Below are 19,030 nucleotides of genomic sequence, written 5' to 3' on the forward strand. Positions count from 1 at the left end.
ATATTTCATGCATAATAGATATGTACATATATTAGAAAGCGGTGAAAGTATGGTTTCAAATACTGTAATTGCCAGCATCATATTTCAACTCGTTGTTTCGGTTCTGGTCCCAATTATTGTACTCGTTTATTTCCGTAAAAAATATAATATTAATTGGAAAGTGGTCGGCGTTGGTGTTCTTATCTTTATTGGATTTACCCAAATTCTCGAAACACCGTTCCACCTATTTATACGTGGTAATCCAGCAATCGCTCCATTTTTAGAAAATCCGTATGTCTTTGCAATTTATGGCGGACTAACTGCTGGTATTTTTGAAGAATTAGGACGCTTCGTTGCCTTCTTCTTCCTACTAAAAAAATATCTAGAATATAAAGATGGCTTCGCTTATGGAATTGGTCATGGCGGGACTGAATCCATTTTAGTTGGCGGATTCTCTGCATTGCAGACACTTATATTCGCTAATGCTATTAACAATGGTAGCTTCGCTCAAATGGCAGAAAAACTACCACAATTAAACCTTGTAAAGGATATGTTAATAGAACAACCTGCTTATTTGTACTTCCTTGGCAGCTTGGAAAGAATTATGGCTCTTGTATTGCAAATTGCCTTCACAATGCTTGTCGTATACGCGGTAAAACAAAAGAAATACATCTTCCTCGTATACGCTATACTATTCCACGCACTTGTAGACTTTTTCGCAGCACTTTACCAAACAAAAATGATTAACATCTTTGTAGCAGAAGGAATTACTCTTCTCTTCGCGATTGGTGGTTTCATTCTTATTCGTAAAATGAAAGAGAAATTAGTAAGTGTGCCAGAGTAAAAAATAACCCACCAGTTGGTGGGTTATTTTTTCAGGCTGTGGAGAAAGCCTTCTCCACAGCCTATTTTTGTGTCTGAACCTCTTTTTATGTGTCAACACTGATAAAAAAGAGGAAAAGGAGAGATTTCTTATGATGGGTGCTTTAAAAAATCATCGCGACGAGCGTGTATCTGTTTCTGTAGAAGAATTGGTTCCACAAGATCATTTCCTTCGTGCGATTGAAGCGACAATTAGTTTTGATTTTATTGAGGAGAAGTTACGCCCTTATTATTGTGAAAACAATGGCCGTCCGTCAATCCATCCTATCGTTTTATTTAAGATGATGTTTATTGGATATTTTTATGGTATTCGTTCTGAGCGTCAATTGGAAAAGGAGATTAAAACGAACATTGCCTACCGTTGGTTTTTAGGGTTCTCTCTATCAGATACAATTCCAGATCATTCTACAATCAGTTGGAATCGCCGTACTCGTTTCGTTCATACAAATATTTTCGAAGAAATTTTTGATGAGATTGTGAGACAAGCGACGGAGCGCCGTATGGTAGGAGGACGTGCGTTGATGACAGATTCCACACACATTAAGGCCAATGCCAATAAAAATAAATTTGTACATAAATATAAAAAAGAAAAGGCAAAGTTCTATATAGATGAACTAGAAGCTGCGGTAATCGAAGATCGTGAGGCGCACGGAAAAAAGAATTAAAACCTAGAAAGGAAAGTGATACCCCTACTAAAAAAACTCGGATAAGTACAACGGATCCAGATAGTGGATTTTTAATGAGAGATGGAAAACCGAACGGTTTTCATTTTTTAGATCATCGTACGACTGATGCGAAGTACAATATTATTACAGATACCTATATAACGGCTGGAAATATGGCAGATTCCGAGCCGTATTTAGCACGTCTACAAGCTCAAGTTGATAAATTCGGGTTTGAAGTGGAAGCTGTAGCTCTTGATGCAGGCTATTTTACAGGATATATCTGTAAGAAGTTATCAGAAAGAAATATATTTATGGTGATGGGGTATCGCCGATTTGGAAAGAGAAATAAAGAAGTACCGAAAAGCCAATTTAAATATGTAGAAGAAATGAATGCATTTGCTTGTCCGATGGGATGTATTTTAGAATATGCGACAACGGATCGCGAAGGATATCGTCAATATAAATCGAATCCAGAAGACTGCGCTGTTTGTCCGCTACGTGAGGTATGCTTTTCAAAGAAACAAAAACAAAAAGTTATCACCCATCATATATGGGAGAAATATAAAGATATCGCTAGAAAAAACAAACTAACAGCTACAGGGAAAAAGTTGTATAAAGTACGATGTTCAACTATAGAGCGAAGCTTTGCGGATGCAAAAGAACTACATGGCTATCGATATGCTCGGTTTCGAGGGCTGAAATCTGTCCAAATGCAGGCTTACCTCACCGCCGCTTGTCAAAACATGAAAAAAATAGCCCTCCATCTAACCAAAAAGGGGTTGGTGGAGGGCTATTTTTCTAAATTCTACTATTTTTTGTTGTTTTCTTTCGCTAAAATCAAAAAAGATTCCAGAGTGTTGGGAACCCTAAAGGGTTTCCCAACACTCTGAAAAAATAACCCACCAGTTGGTGGGTTATTTTTTATATGGATTTTCGTAGTGATGATAACTTTTCCCCCCTCGCAGCTCCCTCTTTGTTTCTGCATCTATAACGATGTACTTATGAAACTCATCTATTTCATTTTGAGTAAAAGAAGCAAAGAAATATACTTGGCGATCCGGGTGAACAAAAGAGCCTTCCATCGTCATTTTACTGTGACAACCGACATCTGTTTTTTGCAGGAAGATAAATTCCTCATGTGGTACTTCTTTAAATGAGATTTTTTTACGAACACTATATGCTGCATTTTTGTACTCTTTATAGATTTTCTTATCTAACTGTTCATAAAACACATCCTCACTCACAAATGGCTTATTTCGATTGCTTGGATAGTCTAATTTTTGATTTGATTGTGCATATGTTGTGGACAATTGCGCGAGAAAACAAATACTGAATACAATGCATATCATTTTTTTCATAATTGCACCTCAAATTTTCATTATCCACATTACTTTTCCACATACTTAGATCACTATTCCGTTTCCAATAAAAAGGAATTTTTTCCACATTTGTCGAAGTATATAGCGTCAACTTGAAAGATGGGGATGAATTATGAAGAAAATTATTGTAATACGACATTGTTTCGCAACTGGACAAAAACGTGATGCCGAATTAACGTTTGCCGGAAAAGATCAAGCTAACACCCTTGCTACATTCCTCTTAGAAAATCAGCTACAAATAGATCATATTATTTCGAGCCCATTTGTCCGAGCTATCGATTCCATTCGGCCCTATGCGATTCAAGCTAACCTATCTATCGAAGAGGATGAACGATTAGCTGAACGTATATTAAGCAACGTTCCGATGGATGATTGGATGCAAAAACTAGAATCTACTTTTACAAACATAGATATTGCCTTTTTAGGCGGAGAGTCAACAAAACAAGCAACGGACCGTGCTATATCGCTTATCCAAGACGTTTTAAAGTTAAACCATACTACAACACTACTCGTTACACATGGAAACTTACTTACGCTCATTTTAAAGCACTTTGATCGTACGATCGGCTTTAATGAATGGAAAACTTTAACGAATCCTGATATTTATGAAATTACACTTGATGAACAATCTATCATAAAACGATTATGGGAAGCGCCATCCAAGTAATATCCCTTTCCAATACATTCAGTTGACACCGCGAGGAGATATGGTAGAACTGCAGTAAACATAGAGAGGGGTATCATTCAATATGTACGAAGACGTACTTTCTTTACTACATAAAACAAATGCTTCTTATGAAAAATTTGAACACGAACCAGTACTTGACTATGAAACAGATCGTATCGTTCGTGAAAGACTTGGTTTGCAAGGCACTCCAAGTAAAAGCTTATTTTTAAAATCAAAATCCGGGGAGCATTACGTATTCTTTACGTTAGAAGGCACTCGCCTCAACCGAGGAGAGATGAAGGAAATAACAGGAGAGAACTTATCTCTCTGTTCTCCTAATGAGCTAAGAGAAGAAACTGGTTGCACTCCTGGATGTGTAGCTCCTTTCGGTTATTCACAAGATGTAACGATTATTGTGGACAGTTCAATTTATACTTACGATAAAATTTTAATTACACCTGGTGTACCTGAATTTACAATTGAATTATCCACAGAGGAATTAAAAAAGATTTTATCCACATGTCAAAATAAAGTTTTAGAGTATAAGAAAAAAGAGAGCTAATGATTAGCTCTCTTTTTTCATTATTTCGCTTCTGCTACTTTTTCTTTTGCAGAACGTACTTGCTCGTCCGCATGATAAGAAGAACGTACAAGTGGGCCAGCTTCACAGTGGCTAAATCCTTTGCTAAGTGCAATTTCTTTTAGCTCTGCAAATTCTGCTGGTGGGTAATATTTAATAACTGGTAAATGCTTCTTAGATGGTTGTAGGTATTGTCCAAGAGTTAAAATATCCACATTGTTTGCACGTAAGTCATCCATTGCTTCAATTAAATCTTCTCTCGTTTCACCTAAGCCCAGCATAATGCTCGATTTAGTTGGAATATCAGGCTGCATTTCTTTTGCTCGACGTAAAAACTCTAATGAACGGTCATATTTTGCTCTAGCGCGAACTCGGTTAGATAATCGACGTACTGTTTCAATGTTATGGTTCAAAATATCTGGTTTTGCATCCATTAACATTTTTAAGTTTTCTTCTACCCCACCCATATCAGATGGTAATACTTCGATAGACGTGAATGGATTTTCACGACGTACAGCGCGTACTGTTTCAGCAAAAACAGCTGCTCCGCCGTCCTTTAAATCATCACGTGCAACCGCTGTTATAACAACGTGCTTTAAGCCCATTTGTACTACAGAATCTGCTACGCGTTCTGGCTCTTGTAAATCAAGCTCAGTTGGTAAGCCTGTTTTAACCGCACAAAAACGACAAGCACGTGTACAAACCGCACCTAAGATCATAAATGTTGCTGTTTTCCTTACAGCCCAGCATTCATGAATATTCGGACATTTCGCCTCTTCACAAACTGTATGAAGATTCTTAGAACGCATCATTTTCTTTAAGCCTGTATAGTTTTCATTCGTGTTTAACTTAATTTTCAACCATTCGGGCTTGCGCTTATACTCTGTTTGTTTTGTCATGGTTATCAACTCCGCACAATATGAAATAGTTTACCGTGTTCGCTTCTTTCAATGTAACATATCTATTCTAACGTATGAAAGCGATTTGCTCAAATGAAGATTCTAAGATTTTTTCCAATCGTTCCCTATAATGAAATACTCCGTATATCCCACACTAAAAAGAGTGATGTTGTGAAAGGAGTCTATTTCATGCTTCGAAAAATTTCTCTTTTGCTTTCGATTTGCTTTCTTCTCCACCAAAACATCGCTTACGGTGAAGATAATCAGCAAAGCATATATGAAAAGCGCATGGCACTATATAAAGAAACTGAGCAATCTTCCGGTATTCCGTGGTATTACTTAGCCGCAATGGATCAATACGAAAGAAACATACGGAGCGTAAGAAAAGATATTCCGAAAAAACCAGATGCCATCATTTCCCTTTATTTCAAACCTGAAATATGGGCTGGACCTGTTAATAGTAATGATACTCTCCCCCATACAATTTCTCTATTTGGCGGAATGGGTTTAGATGGTGACAAAGATGGATTTGCAAATGCAAATAACGACCGTGATCTTCTGCAGACAGCAGCAACCATTTTAAAGAAACAAGGAACGTCGGAAGACCGTATTAACATTATGCTTTGGGAATATTATAGACGTGCAAAAACAGTTGAATTAATTACAGAATACGCCCGAATTTATAAACATTATGGACGCATTAATTTAGAAGGCAATGCTTTCCCTCTCCCGATTCGCAGTGACCATAGCTATCGTAGTACTTTCGGTGCTGGTAGAAGCTTTGGCGGCAGGAGGATTCATGAAGGAACCGATATTTTTGCTGGATATGGCGTACCAGTACGATCAACCTGCTATGGCGTTATTGAAACAAAAGGATGGAATCGTCTTGGTGGATGGCGCATTGGTATTCGTGACCTTCATAATAATTACCACTATTACGCTCATTTAGGCGGGTTCTCTAAAGAAATACAGCTCGGACAAATTGTCGAACCAGGAAAAGTAATCGGATTTGTCGGTAGTACCGGCTACGGTCCTCCTGGTACAGCTGGAAAATTCCCGCCCCACTTACATTTCGGCATGTATAAAGACAATGGCTATACAGAATGGGCTTTCGATCCATACATGCATTTAAGCCTTTGGGAACGAAAAGAACGAGCAAATACAAAACGATAACCGTAGCAAATTGCTACGGTTATTTTTTATAAATATAAATCAACAGAACACTACTGACTAATTATCCATTTTCTTTTTATCTGGTACAACAACTCCCCCGCTTCCGTAATAAGTAGGCACTTCACCTTGAACGATGCGCGTCGCAATCGGAATGTTTTGCTTCACTTTAATTTCTTTCGTGCGTAACGGAATCATAACTTGTAACGTCACTTCCACTTCCATAATAATTTTGATCGCTGTATTATTAATTCCTTGAGGCTCAACTAATTGTTTAATATCCGTATTCACATGACCAATTGGCGTAAAATTAATCGGAATATCCGGTCCTATATTACCAAGAAGCGCATTATCAGTTATGCGCCCAAAAGGAACTGACATAGATACCCCATTCTCTTCAAAAATACCAAGTGCTTTCGTATCCCCTTTTTCTACTTGTTGTAAATATTTTTCTATGTATGCAGTAGTCGATGTTAATATTTCATTTACTTGTTTTGTATTTAAATCAATTGTAGATACTTTCCCGTTCCTATCCGTTTGTACTTTCATTAATGAATCTACATCAAACCCTTCATTAATTCGGTCTTTTACCGCTTTCGTCATAACTGCGGTTGCCATTTTATGAGTCTCTGTTTCCCCATACTTAATTAACGTTGGCTGAATACTTTTATTTACAATCCATAAACCTTGAACTACCATTACGATAAAAATAATAAATGAAATAAGCAGTATATACCGAAAGGAAATCGGTCCCCTTCGAAACCGCGAATTTTTCGAACGAAATATGCCCATAAGAAAACCCTCCTTCTTATATTATTTCTATGCAAGAAAGAGGGACGATATATGCTTATCTCATTTTTAATAGTGCATCTTTTCCGATTGTGCCTACCGGAATACCTAAAGCTTCGGCTCCAGTCGTTACTGATTCCAGCGGTGCTTCAAGAAGTTGTTCAATCGTTCTTACACCAACCGCACGGCCAGCAATAATTCCTCGATCACCTAACTTCTCATTTAGAAGACCTACATCTAAAGCACCGCACATAATATATCCTTTATCGCTCATTACAGCTAGCAAATTTGTCTTTGGAAGTTTTACGCTAACAGCAATGAACGTATAGTTATCAATTATAATTGGCTCTACATTAACCATAGTTCACACTCCTCTCTTTCTTATCTTTATGACAAGAGAAAAATGAGTGTTACAAGTTAACTAGCCTATAGTTTGACTGAAGATGTATAAGTTATCAACATGTCTGTTAGTACATCTCTAAGCAATTCCGGCATATAATATTGTTTGTCAGAAAGTGTGGATAGCTCTGGGTATAAGTATCCGAATGTAAACATATCAATCGTTCCTACCGTATATATCCGGTCTAATTCCAGAGATTCGCCGTTAATCAATACATCTTCTAGTAAAATTTTATTCCCTGGAATCGTATCTGGAATCACTTCCAAACCATCGTAAATCATTTTCCCCATTACTTTTCCACGAAATCCGAATCCTTTCACCTCAAGATTCTCCATATTCGGGCGGCGCGCTTTCAAAATAACTTCTCTTAACGTTTTCCCTGGCACTTTTAACAGACATGGATTAATTGGATGTGGACAAATCCGATGAATATCTCCGCGCGTCACAACACCTTCATTTAATCCCTCAAGAAGTACACCAGCATTCACCATCCCAACATCCGCATTACACCACTCTTTAAGTGCACTTGCCAACATATGAGAAAACGTCGTCTCCTTAAACCAATCAACCGGCAATGATTCTTTTAAATGAACGACAGGCTCAGCCATTATCTGTTTACTTTCTTCCTTTAGCATTTCAATTGTGGATAACGGCTCGCTATAAGCACCTAACCGTTCTGTCTTAATCGCTCTACCGTCTTTTTTCAACAGTCTCTTCGTCTCTTTATCCACAGTAAGCTGAACGTGACCAACGTAATGTCCCCACTTTTCACAACAGCAAAGCAAAGTATTATCCACAAGAACGCCACGCTCAAATAAATGATGCGTATGTGCCCCTAAAATAACATCTATATCATAATGCTCCGCCATATATTCATCCATGCTTTTTCCAAGGTGAGACAGGACAACCGTAATATGTGCCTCATCTTTCACTTCTTCTAAAATAGACTCTAAATGGATGATTGGATCTTCAATATGCCAATCTAACATATGATAAAACTCTGGATAAGCTACCGTTAATCCAATAAAGGCAATCGTAATCCCATCTGTCGTTGTATGTAATTTATAAGGCTTCGCCCACGCTGGACGTACACCCTCTTTTTCAAATAAGTTCGCTACAAGCACCTCAAAACCAGCATCATCATATAGACGATTCAAATGCTCTTTCGCCAATGTAATTCCTTCATTATTTCCGATCGTTACATAATCATATAACGCCTCATTTAATAATTTTGTATTCCCAAGTCCATTTGTCGCTTCCGAAATACTATGAAAACGATCCACATGATCGCCAATATCCACAGTTAAAACAGTCTCTCCCGCTTCCTGTCTTCGCCTTTTCTCTCCTTGTACAAACCGAGAAATTTGCGGCCAATTTTCAAAATGACTATGTATATCGTTTGTATGATAAAGGTGGATGATCGTTTCTTTATTTATATTCAGAGAAAAAACCTCCTCTCAGTTCCTTACTGCCATTTACGCTATACGTACGCAATAATCCTGTAAATACTTTTCGTCTTTTCTTGCTATTCTACATTGTACTCGCATTATAAGAAAAAGCCAAAGATTGCCCTTTTAATATGGAAAACTTTATTTTTTCTAATCTGTGGATTAGTTGGAGGAGGATTGTTTTTGTAGTCGGTGTTGGGGACCTATTTGTCAGGAAGTTTGTTGGACGGATTGGCGAAGAGCTTTTTGCTGCCTACTAGATGGAGTATTACCCTACACATATACCTTGTAATACGACATATGTCGTGTTACAATCTCATCATAAGGTGGTGAACCATAAAATGGATAAAGAGATATTAAAAGGAAGTATTGATATTTTACTTCTCTCCATCATTAAACAGCACGATACGTACGGATATGAAATTATTCAAAGGCTAAAAGAAAACAGCAATGATCTATACACAATGAGCCAAGGTACACTCTATCCAGCACTCAAACGTTTGGAACAAAAGGATTTAATAAATTCATACTGGGGTGAATCTGAAACTGGTATGAAACGAAAATTTTATCGCATTACTACGAACGGAAAGAAAATTTTAGAAGAAAAACTAACAGCATGGGATTCAGTTACAACTCTTATTAAAACTTGTCAGAAAGGAGCTTTAAATTAATGACGATTGAAGAATACATAAAAAGTATTGTTCAAAAAACAAGCCTATCGCAATCTGATAGAGACGAACTATACTTTGAAATTTACGATCATCTTACAAGTTTAAAACAAGAATTTCTCGATCAAGGAAAATCTGAAGAAGAAGCTACTACATTAGCCATTCAAAACTTCGGAGAAGCCTCTACTTTAGGAACTGAAATTGAAAAAGCGATGCAATCTTCTACGCAAAAATATGTACAGTGGATTGGTTGGGGATTATTTTTACCGTATTCATTTGTTTTATTATTTAAACTGTTGCTCGGGAGGCCAGCTTTTTACTTTGGTAATCTGAAGTACTTCTTTGAAACAGGCGACTGGCATTCTATACACGGTGGGTTAATAAACTTAATCCCGCTCAAAAGTACAATCCGCTATTTAAGTGGATTCGATCTAACACATCTACTAGATCCTTATAATATAGACATCGTACTTATGAATACATTAGGAAACGTCATCATATTTATCCCATTCGGATTCCTACTTCCTTTATTATTTAAACAAATAAACAATGTAAAAATGGCGTCTAAAATTTTCATTAAGTTTATTTTATTAATTGAATCGTTACAACTCCTTACTTTTACTGGTGTTTTTGATATTGATGACATCATATTGAATATGCTAGGTGCTTTAATTGGATATGGTTCTTTCATTAGGATGAAACATATTTGGGAGCGTATTAAACCTGTGGATAAGGTGGATACGATTTAGATTCGGGGGTATCCCAGCCTGCCCTGAACCCAGCACAACATAAAAAAGCGCCCTGCACTGATATGATCCCCTTATAGTAGACAGGAAAAAGAAAGCACATTAACCTGTTTACTATGGAGGGGATTTTTTCATGGGAAAAATTAGAGTCACTTACGATGTAGAATTTAAGAAACAAGCTATAGATTTATACTTAATAGAAGGCATGAGCTATAAAACCATTGCGAAAGAATTAGGTATTCATCACTCGGTTGTAAGTCGTTGGGTGAAACACTTTGAAGCTGAAGGAATCAAAGGACTAGAAGAAAAACGCGGTAAAGCGAAAGGACCAGGTTTAGGTAGACCAAGGGTTAGACCCGAAGATCCTGAAGCTAAGATCAGACGATTAGAAGCGGAAAATGAAATGTTAAAAAAGCTCTTAGGGATGTAAAAGGAGGAATGAAAGTCGTATCCAAAATAAAAAAATTCGAAGTCATCCATGAAATGACAAAAACAGGTTATACAGTGACCATTCTATGCGATATTGCTGGTGTAACCAGAAGTGGGTACTACAAATGGATAAAACGGCATACGACGCCTTCAAAAAAACAATCAGAGGATATCGAAATTAAGAAAAAGATATTGAAGTGTCATAAAAAATTAAGAGGAATTTATGGATATAGAAGAATACAAGTTTGGCTGAAAGCCACATATAACCTTCATTTGAATCATAAACGCATCCAAAGATTGATGAGTGAACTAGGTATCAAAGCCGTAATTAGGAAAAAACGACCTTATTACGGAAAAAAAGAAGCTTATGTGATTTCAGAGAACCATCTAAATAGGGAGTTTCAAGCTTCAAAACCGAATGAGAAATGGGTAACCGATATTACCTATTTGATTTTCAATGGACAGCGCTTGTACTTATCCGCTATTAAGGATTTATACAATAATGAAATTGTTGCCTATGAAACCAGTCGTAGAAACGACTTAAAACTTGTGTTAGATACACTTAAAAAGGCAAAGAAAAAACGAAATGTGAAGGGAATCCTCTTACATAGTGATCAAGGGTCCCAGTATACATCTCGTCAATATAATCAATTACTTAAAAAATATCAGATGAAGGCAAGTATGTCTCGAAGAGGCAACTGTTGGGATAATGCTTGTATGGAAAACTTCTTCAGTCACTTTAAGGCAGAGTGTTTTCATTTACACTCCTTCCATAAAGCGAATGAGGTCAAACTTGCCGTGCGTAAATATATGTACTTTTATAATCATCAAAGATTTCAAAAGAAATTAAATAACCTGAGTCCATATAAATATAGAACTCAGGTTGCTTAGTTGCGCTTTTTTAATACTGTCTACTTGACAGGGGTCACTGCACACAGCAGGGCGCTTTCTTCATACATATATTATCCAGTTCCAGCGGCTAGACTGTTCGGTGGCTTCACTTCTTCCTATGAGGCAAAAAGCGCCTCTACGTCAGAAGCTCCATCCCCCTCACATTCTGAACGAGCCGCTTCCACTTTAAATATGTCCAGCTTCGTCTCCTAGGCCCTCATGTCTAAGAACCTTCCGCACCAGAAGATAAAAAGCATCTTCTGTGCGAAAGAACCTTAGCCAACGGGTCTGAACAGTCGGCTCCGCATTTCTATTTAACCGATAGAACCTTCCATCTCAAACTTGATTAGACGGTTCATTTCAACTGCGTATTCCATTGGAAGTTCGCGAGTGAATGGCTCGATGAAGCCCATTACGATCATTTCTGTAGCTTCTTGCTCAGAAATACCGCGGCTCATTAGGTAGAATAATTGTTCTTCTGATACTTTAGATACTTTCGCTTCGTGCTCAAGTGAAACGTAATCGTTTTTGATTTCGTTGTAAGGAATTGTATCAGATGTAGATTGGTTATCCATGATTAACGTGTCACACTCGATGTTAGAGCGAGAGTTTTTCGCTTTTGGTCCGAATTGTACGATACCACGGTAAGTTACTTTACCACCATGCTTCGCAATCGATTTAGAAACGATTGTTGAAGACGTGTTTGGTGCTAAGTGAATCATTTTCGCACCAGCATCTTGGTGTTGGCCTTTACCAGCAATCGCGATAGATAATGTTAAACCACGAGCGCCTTCGCCTTTTAAGATAACTGCTGGGTATTTCATCGTTAATTTAGATCCGATGTTACCGTCAATCCATTCCATCGTTGCGTTTTCTTCACAAACCGCACGTTTTGTAACTAGGTTGTATACGTTATTCGCCCAGTTTTGGATTGTTGTATAACGGCAATATGCATCTTTTTTAATGATGATTTCTACTACCGCACTATGAAGTGAGTTAGTCGTGTAAACAGGTGCTGTACAACCTTCTACGTAGTGTACGTGTGCGCCTTCGTCTACGATGATAAGCGTACGCTCGAATTGTCCCATATTTTCAGAGTTAATACGGAAATACGCTTGAAGTGGTGTATCAACTTTAATACCTTTTGGAACGTAGATGAATGATCCACCAGACCAAACTGCAGAGTTTAATGCAGAGAATTTGTTGTCTGTTGGTGGGATTACTTTTCCGAAATGCTCACGGAAAATATCTTCGTTCTCTTTTAATGCGCTATCTGTATCTTTGAAGACGACTCCTAGATCTTCTAGGTCTTCTTTCATGTTGTGGTATACAACTTCAGATTCGTACTGTGCAGATACACCAGCTAAATATTTTTGCTCAGCTTCAGGAATACCTAATTTATCAAATGTCGCTTTAATTTCCTCAGGTACTTCATCCCAAGACTTCTCAGATTTCTCAGATGGTTTTACGTAGTACGTAATTTCATCGAAATCTAAGTCGTTTAAGTCGCCGCCCCATTGTGGCATTGGCATTTCATAGAACTTATCCAGTGATTTTAAACGGAAGTCTAACATCCACTGTGGTTCTTCTTTCATACGTGAAATCTCTTCAACGATCTCTTTTGTTAAACCGCGTCCAGCACGGAAAATCGAAACGTCTTTATCCTTGAAACCATATTTATAATCGCCGATATCTGGCAGTTGCTTCGCCATGTTGGTGTGTCCCTCCTTATATAACCTCGTTTTTAGGAACCTTTAACATTACTTATCTTCGTTTAAGCCCTTTTCTAACGCTTTCCACGCTAATGTTGCACATTTAATACGTGCCGGGAACTTGCATACGCCTTGTAATGCTTCAATATCTCCTAAATCAATGCTGTCATCATACTCTTTTCCTAGCATCATGTCAGAGAAAATTTTAGAAAGCTTAAGAGCCTCTTCAATTTTCTTTCCTTTTACTGCTTGTGTCATCATTGAAGCTGAAGACATTGAAATTGAACATCCTTCGCCTTCAAACTTCGCTTCTTGTACAATACCCTCTTCTACTTTCATCGTAAGTTGAATACGATCGCCGCAAGTTGGATTGTTCAAGTTAACGGTAACACTATCTTCTAACACGCCATGGTTACGAGGATTTTTATAATGATCCATAATAACTTGACGATATAACGTATCTAAATTATTAAATGACATTTGTGAAATACTCCTTTGTCTTGATTAGTGATTCAACAAATGTATCAATTTCTTCTTTTGTATTATATAAATAGAAGCTCGCACGTGCTGTAGAAGAAGCTTTTAGCCACTTCATAAGCGGTTGTGCACAGTGATGTCCTGCGCGAACCGCAATGCCTTCTACATCTAATACAGTTGCTACATCGTGAGGATGTACGTCTTCAATATTAAATGTAACTAGACCAGCGCGATGCTTTGGACCATAAATTGTAACGCCATCTACTTCTGATAGTCTCTCTAAAGCGTATTGCGCTAATTCATGTTCATGCTTTTCAATATTATGAAGACCGATTTCTTCTAGGAAATCAATTGCCGCACCAAGTCCGATTGCATTACCGATAATCGGTGTACCTGCTTCGAACTTCCACGGAAGCTCTTTCCAAGTAGACTCTTGTAAGTCTACGAAATCAATCATTTCACCACCAAATTCAATTGGTTCCATATTGTTTAGCAATTCTTTCTTACCATATAATACGCCGACACCTGTTGGTCCGCACATCTTATGAGCAGATAATGCGTAGAAATCACAGTTTAAATCTTGTACATCCACTTTCATATGAGGTGCACTTTGTGCTCCATCAACGATCATGATTGCACCGTTTTCATGTGCGATTGCTCCGATTTCTTTTACAGGGTTAATCGTTCCAAGTACGTTAGAAACGTGCATGATAGAAACGATTTTTGTATTCGGTGTAACTGTTTGACGAACATCTTCTAAAGAAATTGTACCGTCTAGTTGAAGCGGAAGGTATTTTAAAGTTGCACCAGTTTTCTTCGCAACTTGTTGCCACGGAATGATGTTACTATGGTGCTCCATGTAAGAGATGACGATTTCATCGCCTTCTTTTACATTATCAAGACCATAACTAGCTGCTACTGTATTTAATGCAGTTGTCGTTCCGCGCGTGAAAATAATCTCTTCCATTGATTTCGCATTAATAAACTTGCGAACTTTCTCACGTGCACCTTCATACGCGTCGGTAGCTTTCGTACCGAGCGTATGAACACCGCGATGCACGTTAGAATTATATTCTTTATAGTAACGTTCTAACGTTTCAATGACTTGAATTGGTTTTTGAGAAGTTGCTGCACTATCGAAATATACAAGTTGTTTGCCGTTCACTTTTTGATCAAGAATTGGAAACTGTTTGCGTATTTCATGAATATTCATTAGCGAACTTTCCTTTCAATTACCTCAACAAGCTGTGCCTTTACTCCTTCAATTGGAAGCTCATTTACTACAGGTGCTAAGAATCCATGGATGACTAAACGTTCTGCTTCGCGTTTTGGAATACCACGGCTCATCAAGTAGTATAATTGGTACGGATCTACGCGACCTACTGAAGCTGCGTGACCTGCCATTACATCATCTTCATCGATTAAAAGAATTGGGTTTGCATCACCGCGAGCTTTTTCATCTAACATAAGAACGCGAGAAGATTGTTGTGCATTTGATTTAGATGCACCGTGTTCAATCTTACCAATTCCGTTAAAGATAGATGTTGCACTATCTTTTTGTACACCGTGTTTTAAAATCCAACCTTCAGAGTGTTTACCGAAGTGAACAACTTTAGTTGTAAAGTTTTGTGTTTGGTTACCACGACCAATTGTTACTGTTTTTGTATCAGCATATGATCCGTCGCCCATTAGATTCGTAACGTTCTCTGAAATTGTGTTTCCGTCATTCATAAGGCCTAGAGCCCAATCAATGCGGCCGTCGCGTCCAACAATTCCGCGGCGGTTAACGTAAGTTGTTACGTCTTTTGCTAATAGATCAACCGCACCGAATTTCACTTGTGCGCCTTGTTCCACGATTACTTCTGCTACGATATTTGCAATACCTTTAGCATTTTCATTTGCAACGTAGTTTTCTACATATGTTGCAGTACTGTTCGCATCAGCTACGAATAATACGTGGTTATATACGTTAGCTTCTTCGCCGTCTACTAAGAATACAGCTTGAAGTGGAGTTTCAAGAACAACGTTTTTCGGAACATATACGAATGCACCGCCGTTGATTAATGCAGCATGAAGTGCAGTTAGACGATGCTCGTCTACTTTCACGCCGTCTTTCATTAAGTACTTTTGTACTAATTCAGCATGCTCTGTTGCAGCTGTTACGATGTCTGTAAAAATAACACCTTTTTCTTTTGCTTCGTCTGCTAAAGAAACGAAAGCAGTTGTACCAGTACGTTGTACTAATACGCTGTTATTTTCATCGATTAAGTTTTTCACTGCTTCTGGAAGCTCTGTTAAAGAACTTACAGGCTCTTGCTTAGCAGCGTCGCCTTTTCCGATAAAGTCCCATTTTTCAATTTTCGTTTTATCAGGCGTTGGCATTGGAAGTTCAGTTGCTTGTGCAAGAGCTTGTAAGCGGAACTCAGTCAACCAAGCAGCTTCGTTTACTTCGCTTGCGCGCTGACGGATTGTTTCTTGATCGAAAGGTAATGTACCGATTGTCATGTTTATGCTCCTCTCTTACGCTTCTTGCTCTGCTGTTTCGTCTTCAATACCTAATTCTTTTTTAATCCAGTCGTAACCTTCAGCTTCTAGACGTTGTGCAAGCTCAGGGCCACCAGATTTAACGATACGACCGTTCATCATAACGTGAACGAAGTCTGGAGTGATGTAGTTTAATAAACGTTGGTAATGCGTAATCATTAGGCAACCGAACTCTTCGCCGCGCATTTGGTTGATACCTTTAGATACAACTTTTAATGCATCGATATCAAGACCTGAGTCGATTTCATCTAAGATTGCGATTTTTGGCTCAATCATCATCAATTGAAGAATTTCGTTACGTTTTTTCTCTCCACCAGAGAAACCTTCGTTTAAGTAACGTTGTGCCATTTCTGGATCCATTTCTAGGAATTCCATGTTTTTATCTAAAGTACGGATAAATTTCATAAGAGAAATTTCATCGCCTTCTTCACGACGTGCATTAATTGCAGAACGTAAGAAGTCCGCGTTTGTTACTCCGCTAATTTCACTTGGATATTGCATTGCTAAGAATAGACCTGCTAGCGCACGCTCATCTACTTCCATTTCTAATACATCTTCACCGTCGATGATTATGCTACCTTCTGTTACTTCATACTTTGGGTGACCCATAATCGCAGAAGATAAAGTTGATTTACCTGTTCCGTTAGGTCCCATAATTGCGTGGATTTCTCCACCTTTTACTTCAAGGTTTACACCTTTTAAAATTTCTTTGCCATCGATTGATACGTGTAAGTCTTTAACCGTTAATGTAGAACCAGCCATCTCAATACCTCCATTAATCCTCTATATACATTTTAAAAATTACTAAAACGTTCATATTCTCATTTTATTCTCATTCTAATCTTATAGCAAATAAAATGATATCGCAAACACTAAGAAAATGTAACAATTTTTTCACAAATGTATATAAGTATTTCCTTTACATCCTCTTATGATACACCTTTCTTCTTATATATATAAAGAAAAAAGGACTGGGTTATTCCCAGCCCTTTCCAGCACCTATTCGTTCACAGGAAGTACAGCACCTTTATATTCTTTGTTAATAAAATCTTGAATTTCTTTTGAATGTAGCACTTCTACTAGCTCTTTAATTTCTTTTTTCTTCTCGTCACCTTTACGAACTGCGATAATATTTGCGTAAGGAGAGTCTGATCCTTCAATTGCAATTGCATCCTTTGTTGGATTTAATTTCGCATCAATTGCGTAATTTGAATTAATAAATAAAGCATCACCTTCATTGTTTTCGTACAGCTTCGGTGAAAGTCCAGGTTCTACATCTGTTTTAAACTTTAAATTTTTCGGATTTTCTACAACATCTTTTACTGTTGCTTTAACAACATCTACACCGTCTTTTAATTTAATAACGCCGCCTTTTTGTAACAATGCGAGCATACGGCCACGCTCCGCTACGTTATTACTCATAATAACTGTTCCGCCATCTGGAAGTTCTTTTAAGCTTTTATATTTCTTAGAATAAATGCCCATTGGCTCTAAATGAATTTTTCCTGCATTTACAATTTTGTATCCTTTTTCTTGAATCTCTTTATCTAAATAAGGGATATGTTGAAAATAATTTGCATCGATTTCTTTATCAGCTAATGCCTTATTTGGTAAAACATAATCCTGGAATTTTTTTATCTCTAACTTAATGCCCTTTTTCTCTAATATTGGCTGTGCCTTTTCTAAAATAACAGCGTGCGGTATATTAGAAGCGCCAACGACAAGCTTATTCTCATCTTTCCCCCCGCAAGCAGCTAATGTAAATACAGACAGTGCTGTAACAACTGACAATAGAATCTTTTTCATATGATGTCCCCTTCTCCCCTATAGTTATGTAGTAAAAAAAGGACCGGCATACACCAGCCCTTTTTCCGCAATTATTCTTTTACAGGAACAACTGCCCCTTTATATTCTTTAGTAATAAAGTCTTCAATTTCTTTAGAATGCAGTACTTCTATAAGAGCTTTAATCTCTTTTTTATCTTTATCGCCTTTACGAACAGCTACTACGTTTGCGTATGGAGAATCATTTCCTTCAATTGCAATCGCGTCTTTTTCTGGGTTTAATTTCGCATCAATTGCATAGTTAGAATTAATTAGAACCGCATCCCCTTCTTTATTGTTATACACTTGTGGCAATAAACCAGGCTCGATATCTGTTTTGAACTTTAAGTTTTTCGGATTATCCGCAATATCTTTTGGAGTTGCTTTAACTGGCTCTACTCCGTCTTTAATTTTTAAAATGCCTTCTTTTTGTAAAATTGCTAAACCACGACCATGATCAGTAACAGAATTACTCATAATAATTGTCGCCCCGTTTGGAAGTTCTTTTAAGCTCTTATATTTTTGAGAATACACACCAATCGGTTCTAAATGGATTTTTCCTGCTATTTCAAAATCATATTTCTTATCTTTGATCTCTTTTTCTAAATACGGAATGTGCTGAAAGTAGTTTGCATCTAATTCTTTATCTGCTAACGATTTATTTGGTAATACGTAGTCTTGGAATTTTTTAATTTCTAACTCAATTCCTTTTTTCTCAAGTAACGGTTTTGCCTTTTCTAAAATTTCAGCGTGCGGTACGTTAGAAGCACCAACAACAAGTTTCTTTTCATCTTTATCTTTCCCGCCACAAGCAGCTAACCCAAAAATTGAAGTTGAAATAAGTGCTGTAAGTAATAATTTTTTCATTTGAAATATCCCCCT

Annotated in this window: 21 protein-coding genes; 9 read left to right on the forward strand and 12 right to left on the reverse strand. The window is 37.5% G+C overall.

The genetic code is table 11. The features are described from left to right. The first annotated feature begins 7 nt into the window (after positions 1-7). Positions 8-823, forward strand: a complete 816-nt coding sequence (locus JFU23_RS12820; RefSeq protein WP_061690078.1) for a YhfC family intramembrane metalloprotease — start codon at positions 8-10, stop codon at positions 821-823. A 130-nt stretch (positions 824-953) separates the two neighbouring features. Continuing rightward, positions 954-2,416, forward strand: a protein-coding gene (locus JFU23_RS12825; protein WP_374191743.1) for an IS1182 family transposase whose coding sequence is annotated in 2 segments (ribosomal slippage) — positions 954-1,515 and positions 1,515-2,416 — 1,464 coding nt in all. Because the reading frame shifts where the segments join, the coding sequence is not laid out codon by codon here. A 24-nt stretch (positions 2,417-2,440) separates the two neighbouring features. On the opposite strand, the gene JFU23_RS12830 is transcribed toward JFU23_RS12825, so the two are convergent. After that, positions 2,441-2,884 (reverse strand): hypothetical protein, encoded by a 444-nt coding sequence (locus JFU23_RS12830; RefSeq protein WP_201032024.1) that lies wholly within the window; start codon positions 2,882-2,884, stop codon positions 2,441-2,443. Between the two features lie 133 nt (positions 2,885-3,017). Between JFU23_RS12830 and JFU23_RS12835 the strand changes: the two genes are divergently transcribed. Beyond that, a complete protein-coding gene (locus tag JFU23_RS12835) occupies positions 3,018-3,572 on the forward strand; it encodes a histidine phosphatase family protein (protein WP_201032025.1) in 555 nt (184 codons plus the stop codon). An 82-nt stretch (positions 3,573-3,654) separates the two neighbouring features. Beyond that, positions 3,655-4,134 carry a YbaK/EbsC family protein gene (locus JFU23_RS12840; protein ID WP_002089362.1) on the forward strand — a complete coding sequence of 160 codons (480 nt, stop codon included), beginning with the start codon at positions 3,655-3,657 and terminating at the stop codon, positions 4,132-4,134. 20 nt (positions 4,135-4,154) lie between these two features. On the opposite strand, the gene lipA is transcribed toward JFU23_RS12840, so the two are convergent. Next, positions 4,155-5,051, reverse strand: coding sequence for a lipoyl synthase (gene lipA, locus JFU23_RS12845; protein WP_002015922.1), 897 nt, complete (start codon positions 5,049-5,051; stop codon positions 4,155-4,157). 189 nt (positions 5,052-5,240) lie between these two features. Here lipA and JFU23_RS12850 point away from each other — a divergent pair, with 189 nt between their 5' ends. Then, entirely contained in the window at positions 5,241-6,224 is a 984-nt protein-coding gene (locus tag JFU23_RS12850) for a M23 family metallopeptidase (RefSeq protein WP_088040370.1), read from the forward strand. A 57-nt stretch (positions 6,225-6,281) separates the two neighbouring features. On the opposite strand, the gene yunB is transcribed toward JFU23_RS12850, so the two are convergent. From yunB to JFU23_RS12865, 3 genes are all read right to left on the reverse strand, one after another. Then, the gene (yunB, locus tag JFU23_RS12855) at positions 6,282-7,013 is read right to left on the reverse strand and encodes a sporulation protein YunB (RefSeq protein ID WP_063218098.1); all 732 of its coding nucleotides are present in this window, start codon (positions 7,011-7,013) and stop codon (positions 6,282-6,284) included. 55 nt (positions 7,014-7,068) lie between these two features. Further along, positions 7,069-7,371: a YunC family protein gene (locus JFU23_RS12860; protein ID WP_002015926.1), complete on the reverse strand. Its 303-nt coding sequence runs from the start codon at positions 7,369-7,371 to the stop codon at positions 7,069-7,071. 65 nt (positions 7,372-7,436) lie between these two features. Further along, positions 7,437-8,852, reverse strand: coding sequence for a bifunctional metallophosphatase/5'-nucleotidase (locus JFU23_RS12865; protein ID WP_207193072.1), 1,416 nt, complete (start codon positions 8,850-8,852; stop codon positions 7,437-7,439). Between the two features lie 347 nt (positions 8,853-9,199). On the opposite strand from JFU23_RS12865, the gene JFU23_RS12870 reads away from it, so the two are divergent. The 4 genes from JFU23_RS12870 (at position 9,200) to JFU23_RS12885 (ending at position 11,592) form a co-directional block, all read left to right on the forward strand. After that, positions 9,200-9,529 carry a PadR family transcriptional regulator gene (locus JFU23_RS12870; RefSeq protein ID WP_016121000.1) on the forward strand — a complete coding sequence of 110 codons (330 nt, stop codon included), beginning with the start codon at positions 9,200-9,202 and terminating at the stop codon, positions 9,527-9,529. After that, on the forward strand, positions 9,529-10,275 hold the full coding sequence (locus JFU23_RS12875; RefSeq protein ID WP_201032026.1) for a VanZ family protein: 747 nt from the start codon (positions 9,529-9,531) through the stop codon (positions 10,273-10,275). Before JFU23_RS12870 ends, JFU23_RS12875 begins: the two co-directional genes overlap by 1 nt. Before the next feature lie 130 nt (positions 10,276-10,405). After that, positions 10,406-10,702 (forward strand): transposase, encoded by a 297-nt coding sequence (locus tag JFU23_RS12880; protein ID WP_201031948.1) that lies wholly within the window; start codon positions 10,406-10,408, stop codon positions 10,700-10,702. An 8-nt stretch (positions 10,703-10,710) separates the two neighbouring features. Further along, positions 10,711-11,592 carry an IS3 family transposase gene (locus tag JFU23_RS12885; RefSeq protein ID WP_201031949.1) on the forward strand — a complete coding sequence of 294 codons (882 nt, stop codon included), beginning with the start codon at positions 10,711-10,713 and terminating at the stop codon, positions 11,590-11,592. Positions 11,593-11,906: 314 nt separating this feature from the next. Here JFU23_RS12885 and sufB read toward each other — a convergent pair whose 3' ends face one another. The 7 genes from sufB to metQ (JFU23_RS12920) form a co-directional block, all read right to left on the reverse strand. After that, a complete protein-coding gene (sufB, locus tag JFU23_RS12890; RefSeq protein WP_002015928.1) occupies positions 11,907-13,304 on the reverse strand; it encodes a Fe-S cluster assembly protein SufB in 1,398 nt (465 codons plus the stop codon). A 48-nt stretch (positions 13,305-13,352) separates the two neighbouring features. Further along, a complete protein-coding gene (gene sufU, locus JFU23_RS12895) occupies positions 13,353-13,784 on the reverse strand; it encodes a Fe-S cluster assembly sulfur transfer protein SufU (RefSeq protein ID WP_002089369.1) in 432 nt (143 codons plus the stop codon). After that, positions 13,774-14,994, reverse strand: coding sequence for a cysteine desulfurase SufS (sufS, locus tag JFU23_RS12900; protein WP_002015930.1), 1,221 nt, complete (start codon positions 14,992-14,994; stop codon positions 13,774-13,776). The genes sufU and sufS overlap by 11 nt, the downstream gene beginning before the upstream one ends. Next, a complete protein-coding gene (gene sufD / locus JFU23_RS12905; RefSeq protein WP_002089372.1) occupies positions 14,994-16,286 on the reverse strand; it encodes a Fe-S cluster assembly protein SufD in 1,293 nt (430 codons plus the stop codon). Before sufD ends, sufS begins: the two co-directional genes overlap by 1 nt. A gap of 15 nt (positions 16,287-16,301) precedes the next feature. After that, a complete protein-coding gene (gene sufC / locus JFU23_RS12910; protein WP_002034576.1) occupies positions 16,302-17,087 on the reverse strand; it encodes a Fe-S cluster assembly ATPase SufC in 786 nt (261 codons plus the stop codon). A 237-nt stretch (positions 17,088-17,324) separates the two neighbouring features. Then, positions 17,325-18,131 carry a methionine ABC transporter substrate-binding lipoprotein MetQ gene (gene metQ, locus JFU23_RS12915; RefSeq protein WP_002089377.1) on the reverse strand — a complete coding sequence of 269 codons (807 nt, stop codon included), beginning with the start codon at positions 18,129-18,131 and terminating at the stop codon, positions 17,325-17,327. A 71-nt stretch (positions 18,132-18,202) separates the two neighbouring features. Then, positions 18,203-19,015, reverse strand: coding sequence for a methionine ABC transporter substrate-binding lipoprotein MetQ (gene metQ, locus JFU23_RS12920; RefSeq protein ID WP_002015935.1), 813 nt, complete (start codon positions 19,013-19,015; stop codon positions 18,203-18,205). Positions 19,016-19,030: the final 15 nt, after the last annotated feature.

The organism is Bacillus sp. TH50 (genome assembly GCF_016650565.1).
Classification (GTDB): Bacteria; Bacillota; Bacilli; order Bacillales; family Bacillaceae_G; genus Bacillus_A; species Bacillus_A mycoides.

Excerpts from the sequence above, each read along its gene's own strand:
- JFU23_RS12820 (WP_061690078.1), top strand. The coding sequence starts at position 8 with ATGCATAATAGATATGTACATATATTAGAAAGCGGTGAAAGTATGGTT.
- JFU23_RS12830 (WP_201032024.1), bottom strand. The coding sequence starts at position 2,884 with ATGAAAAAAATGATATGCATTGTATTCAGTATTTGTTTTCTCGCGCAA.
- JFU23_RS12835 (WP_201032025.1), top strand. The coding sequence starts at position 3,018 with ATGAAGAAAATTATTGTAATACGACATTGTTTCGCAACTGGACAAAAA.
- JFU23_RS12840 (WP_002089362.1), top strand. The coding sequence starts at position 3,655 with ATGTACGAAGACGTACTTTCTTTACTACATAAAACAAATGCTTCTTAT.
- lipA (WP_002015922.1), bottom strand. The coding sequence starts at position 5,051 with ATGACAAAACAAACAGAGTATAAGCGCAAGCCCGAATGGTTGAAAATT.
- JFU23_RS12850 (WP_088040370.1), top strand. The coding sequence starts at position 5,241 with ATGCTTCGAAAAATTTCTCTTTTGCTTTCGATTTGCTTTCTTCTCCAC.
- yunB (WP_063218098.1), bottom strand. The coding sequence starts at position 7,013 with ATGGGCATATTTCGTTCGAAAAATTCGCGGTTTCGAAGGGGACCGATT.
- JFU23_RS12860 (WP_002015926.1), bottom strand. The coding sequence starts at position 7,371 with ATGGTTAATGTAGAGCCAATTATAATTGATAACTATACGTTCATTGCT.
- JFU23_RS12870 (WP_016121000.1), top strand. The coding sequence starts at position 9,200 with ATGGATAAAGAGATATTAAAAGGAAGTATTGATATTTTACTTCTCTCC.
- JFU23_RS12875 (WP_201032026.1), top strand. The coding sequence starts at position 9,529 with ATGACGATTGAAGAATACATAAAAAGTATTGTTCAAAAAACAAGCCTA.
- JFU23_RS12880 (WP_201031948.1), top strand. The coding sequence starts at position 10,406 with ATGGGAAAAATTAGAGTCACTTACGATGTAGAATTTAAGAAACAAGCT.
- JFU23_RS12885 (WP_201031949.1), top strand. The coding sequence starts at position 10,711 with ATGAAAGTCGTATCCAAAATAAAAAAATTCGAAGTCATCCATGAAATG.
- sufB (WP_002015928.1), bottom strand. The coding sequence starts at position 13,304 with ATGGCGAAGCAACTGCCAGATATCGGCGATTATAAATATGGTTTCAAG.
- sufU (WP_002089369.1), bottom strand. The coding sequence starts at position 13,784 with ATGTCATTTAATAATTTAGATACGTTATATCGTCAAGTTATTATGGAT.
- sufS (WP_002015930.1), bottom strand. The coding sequence starts at position 14,994 with ATGAATATTCATGAAATACGCAAACAGTTTCCAATTCTTGATCAAAAA.
- sufD (WP_002089372.1), bottom strand. The coding sequence starts at position 16,286 with ATGACAATCGGTACATTACCTTTCGATCAAGAAACAATCCGTCAGCGC.
- sufC (WP_002034576.1), bottom strand. The coding sequence starts at position 17,087 with ATGGCTGGTTCTACATTAACGGTTAAAGACTTACACGTATCAATCGAT.
- metQ (WP_002089377.1), bottom strand. The coding sequence starts at position 18,131 with ATGAAAAAGATTCTATTGTCAGTTGTTACAGCACTGTCTGTATTTACA.
- metQ (WP_002015935.1), bottom strand. The coding sequence starts at position 19,015 with ATGAAAAAATTATTACTTACAGCACTTATTTCAACTTCAATTTTTGGG.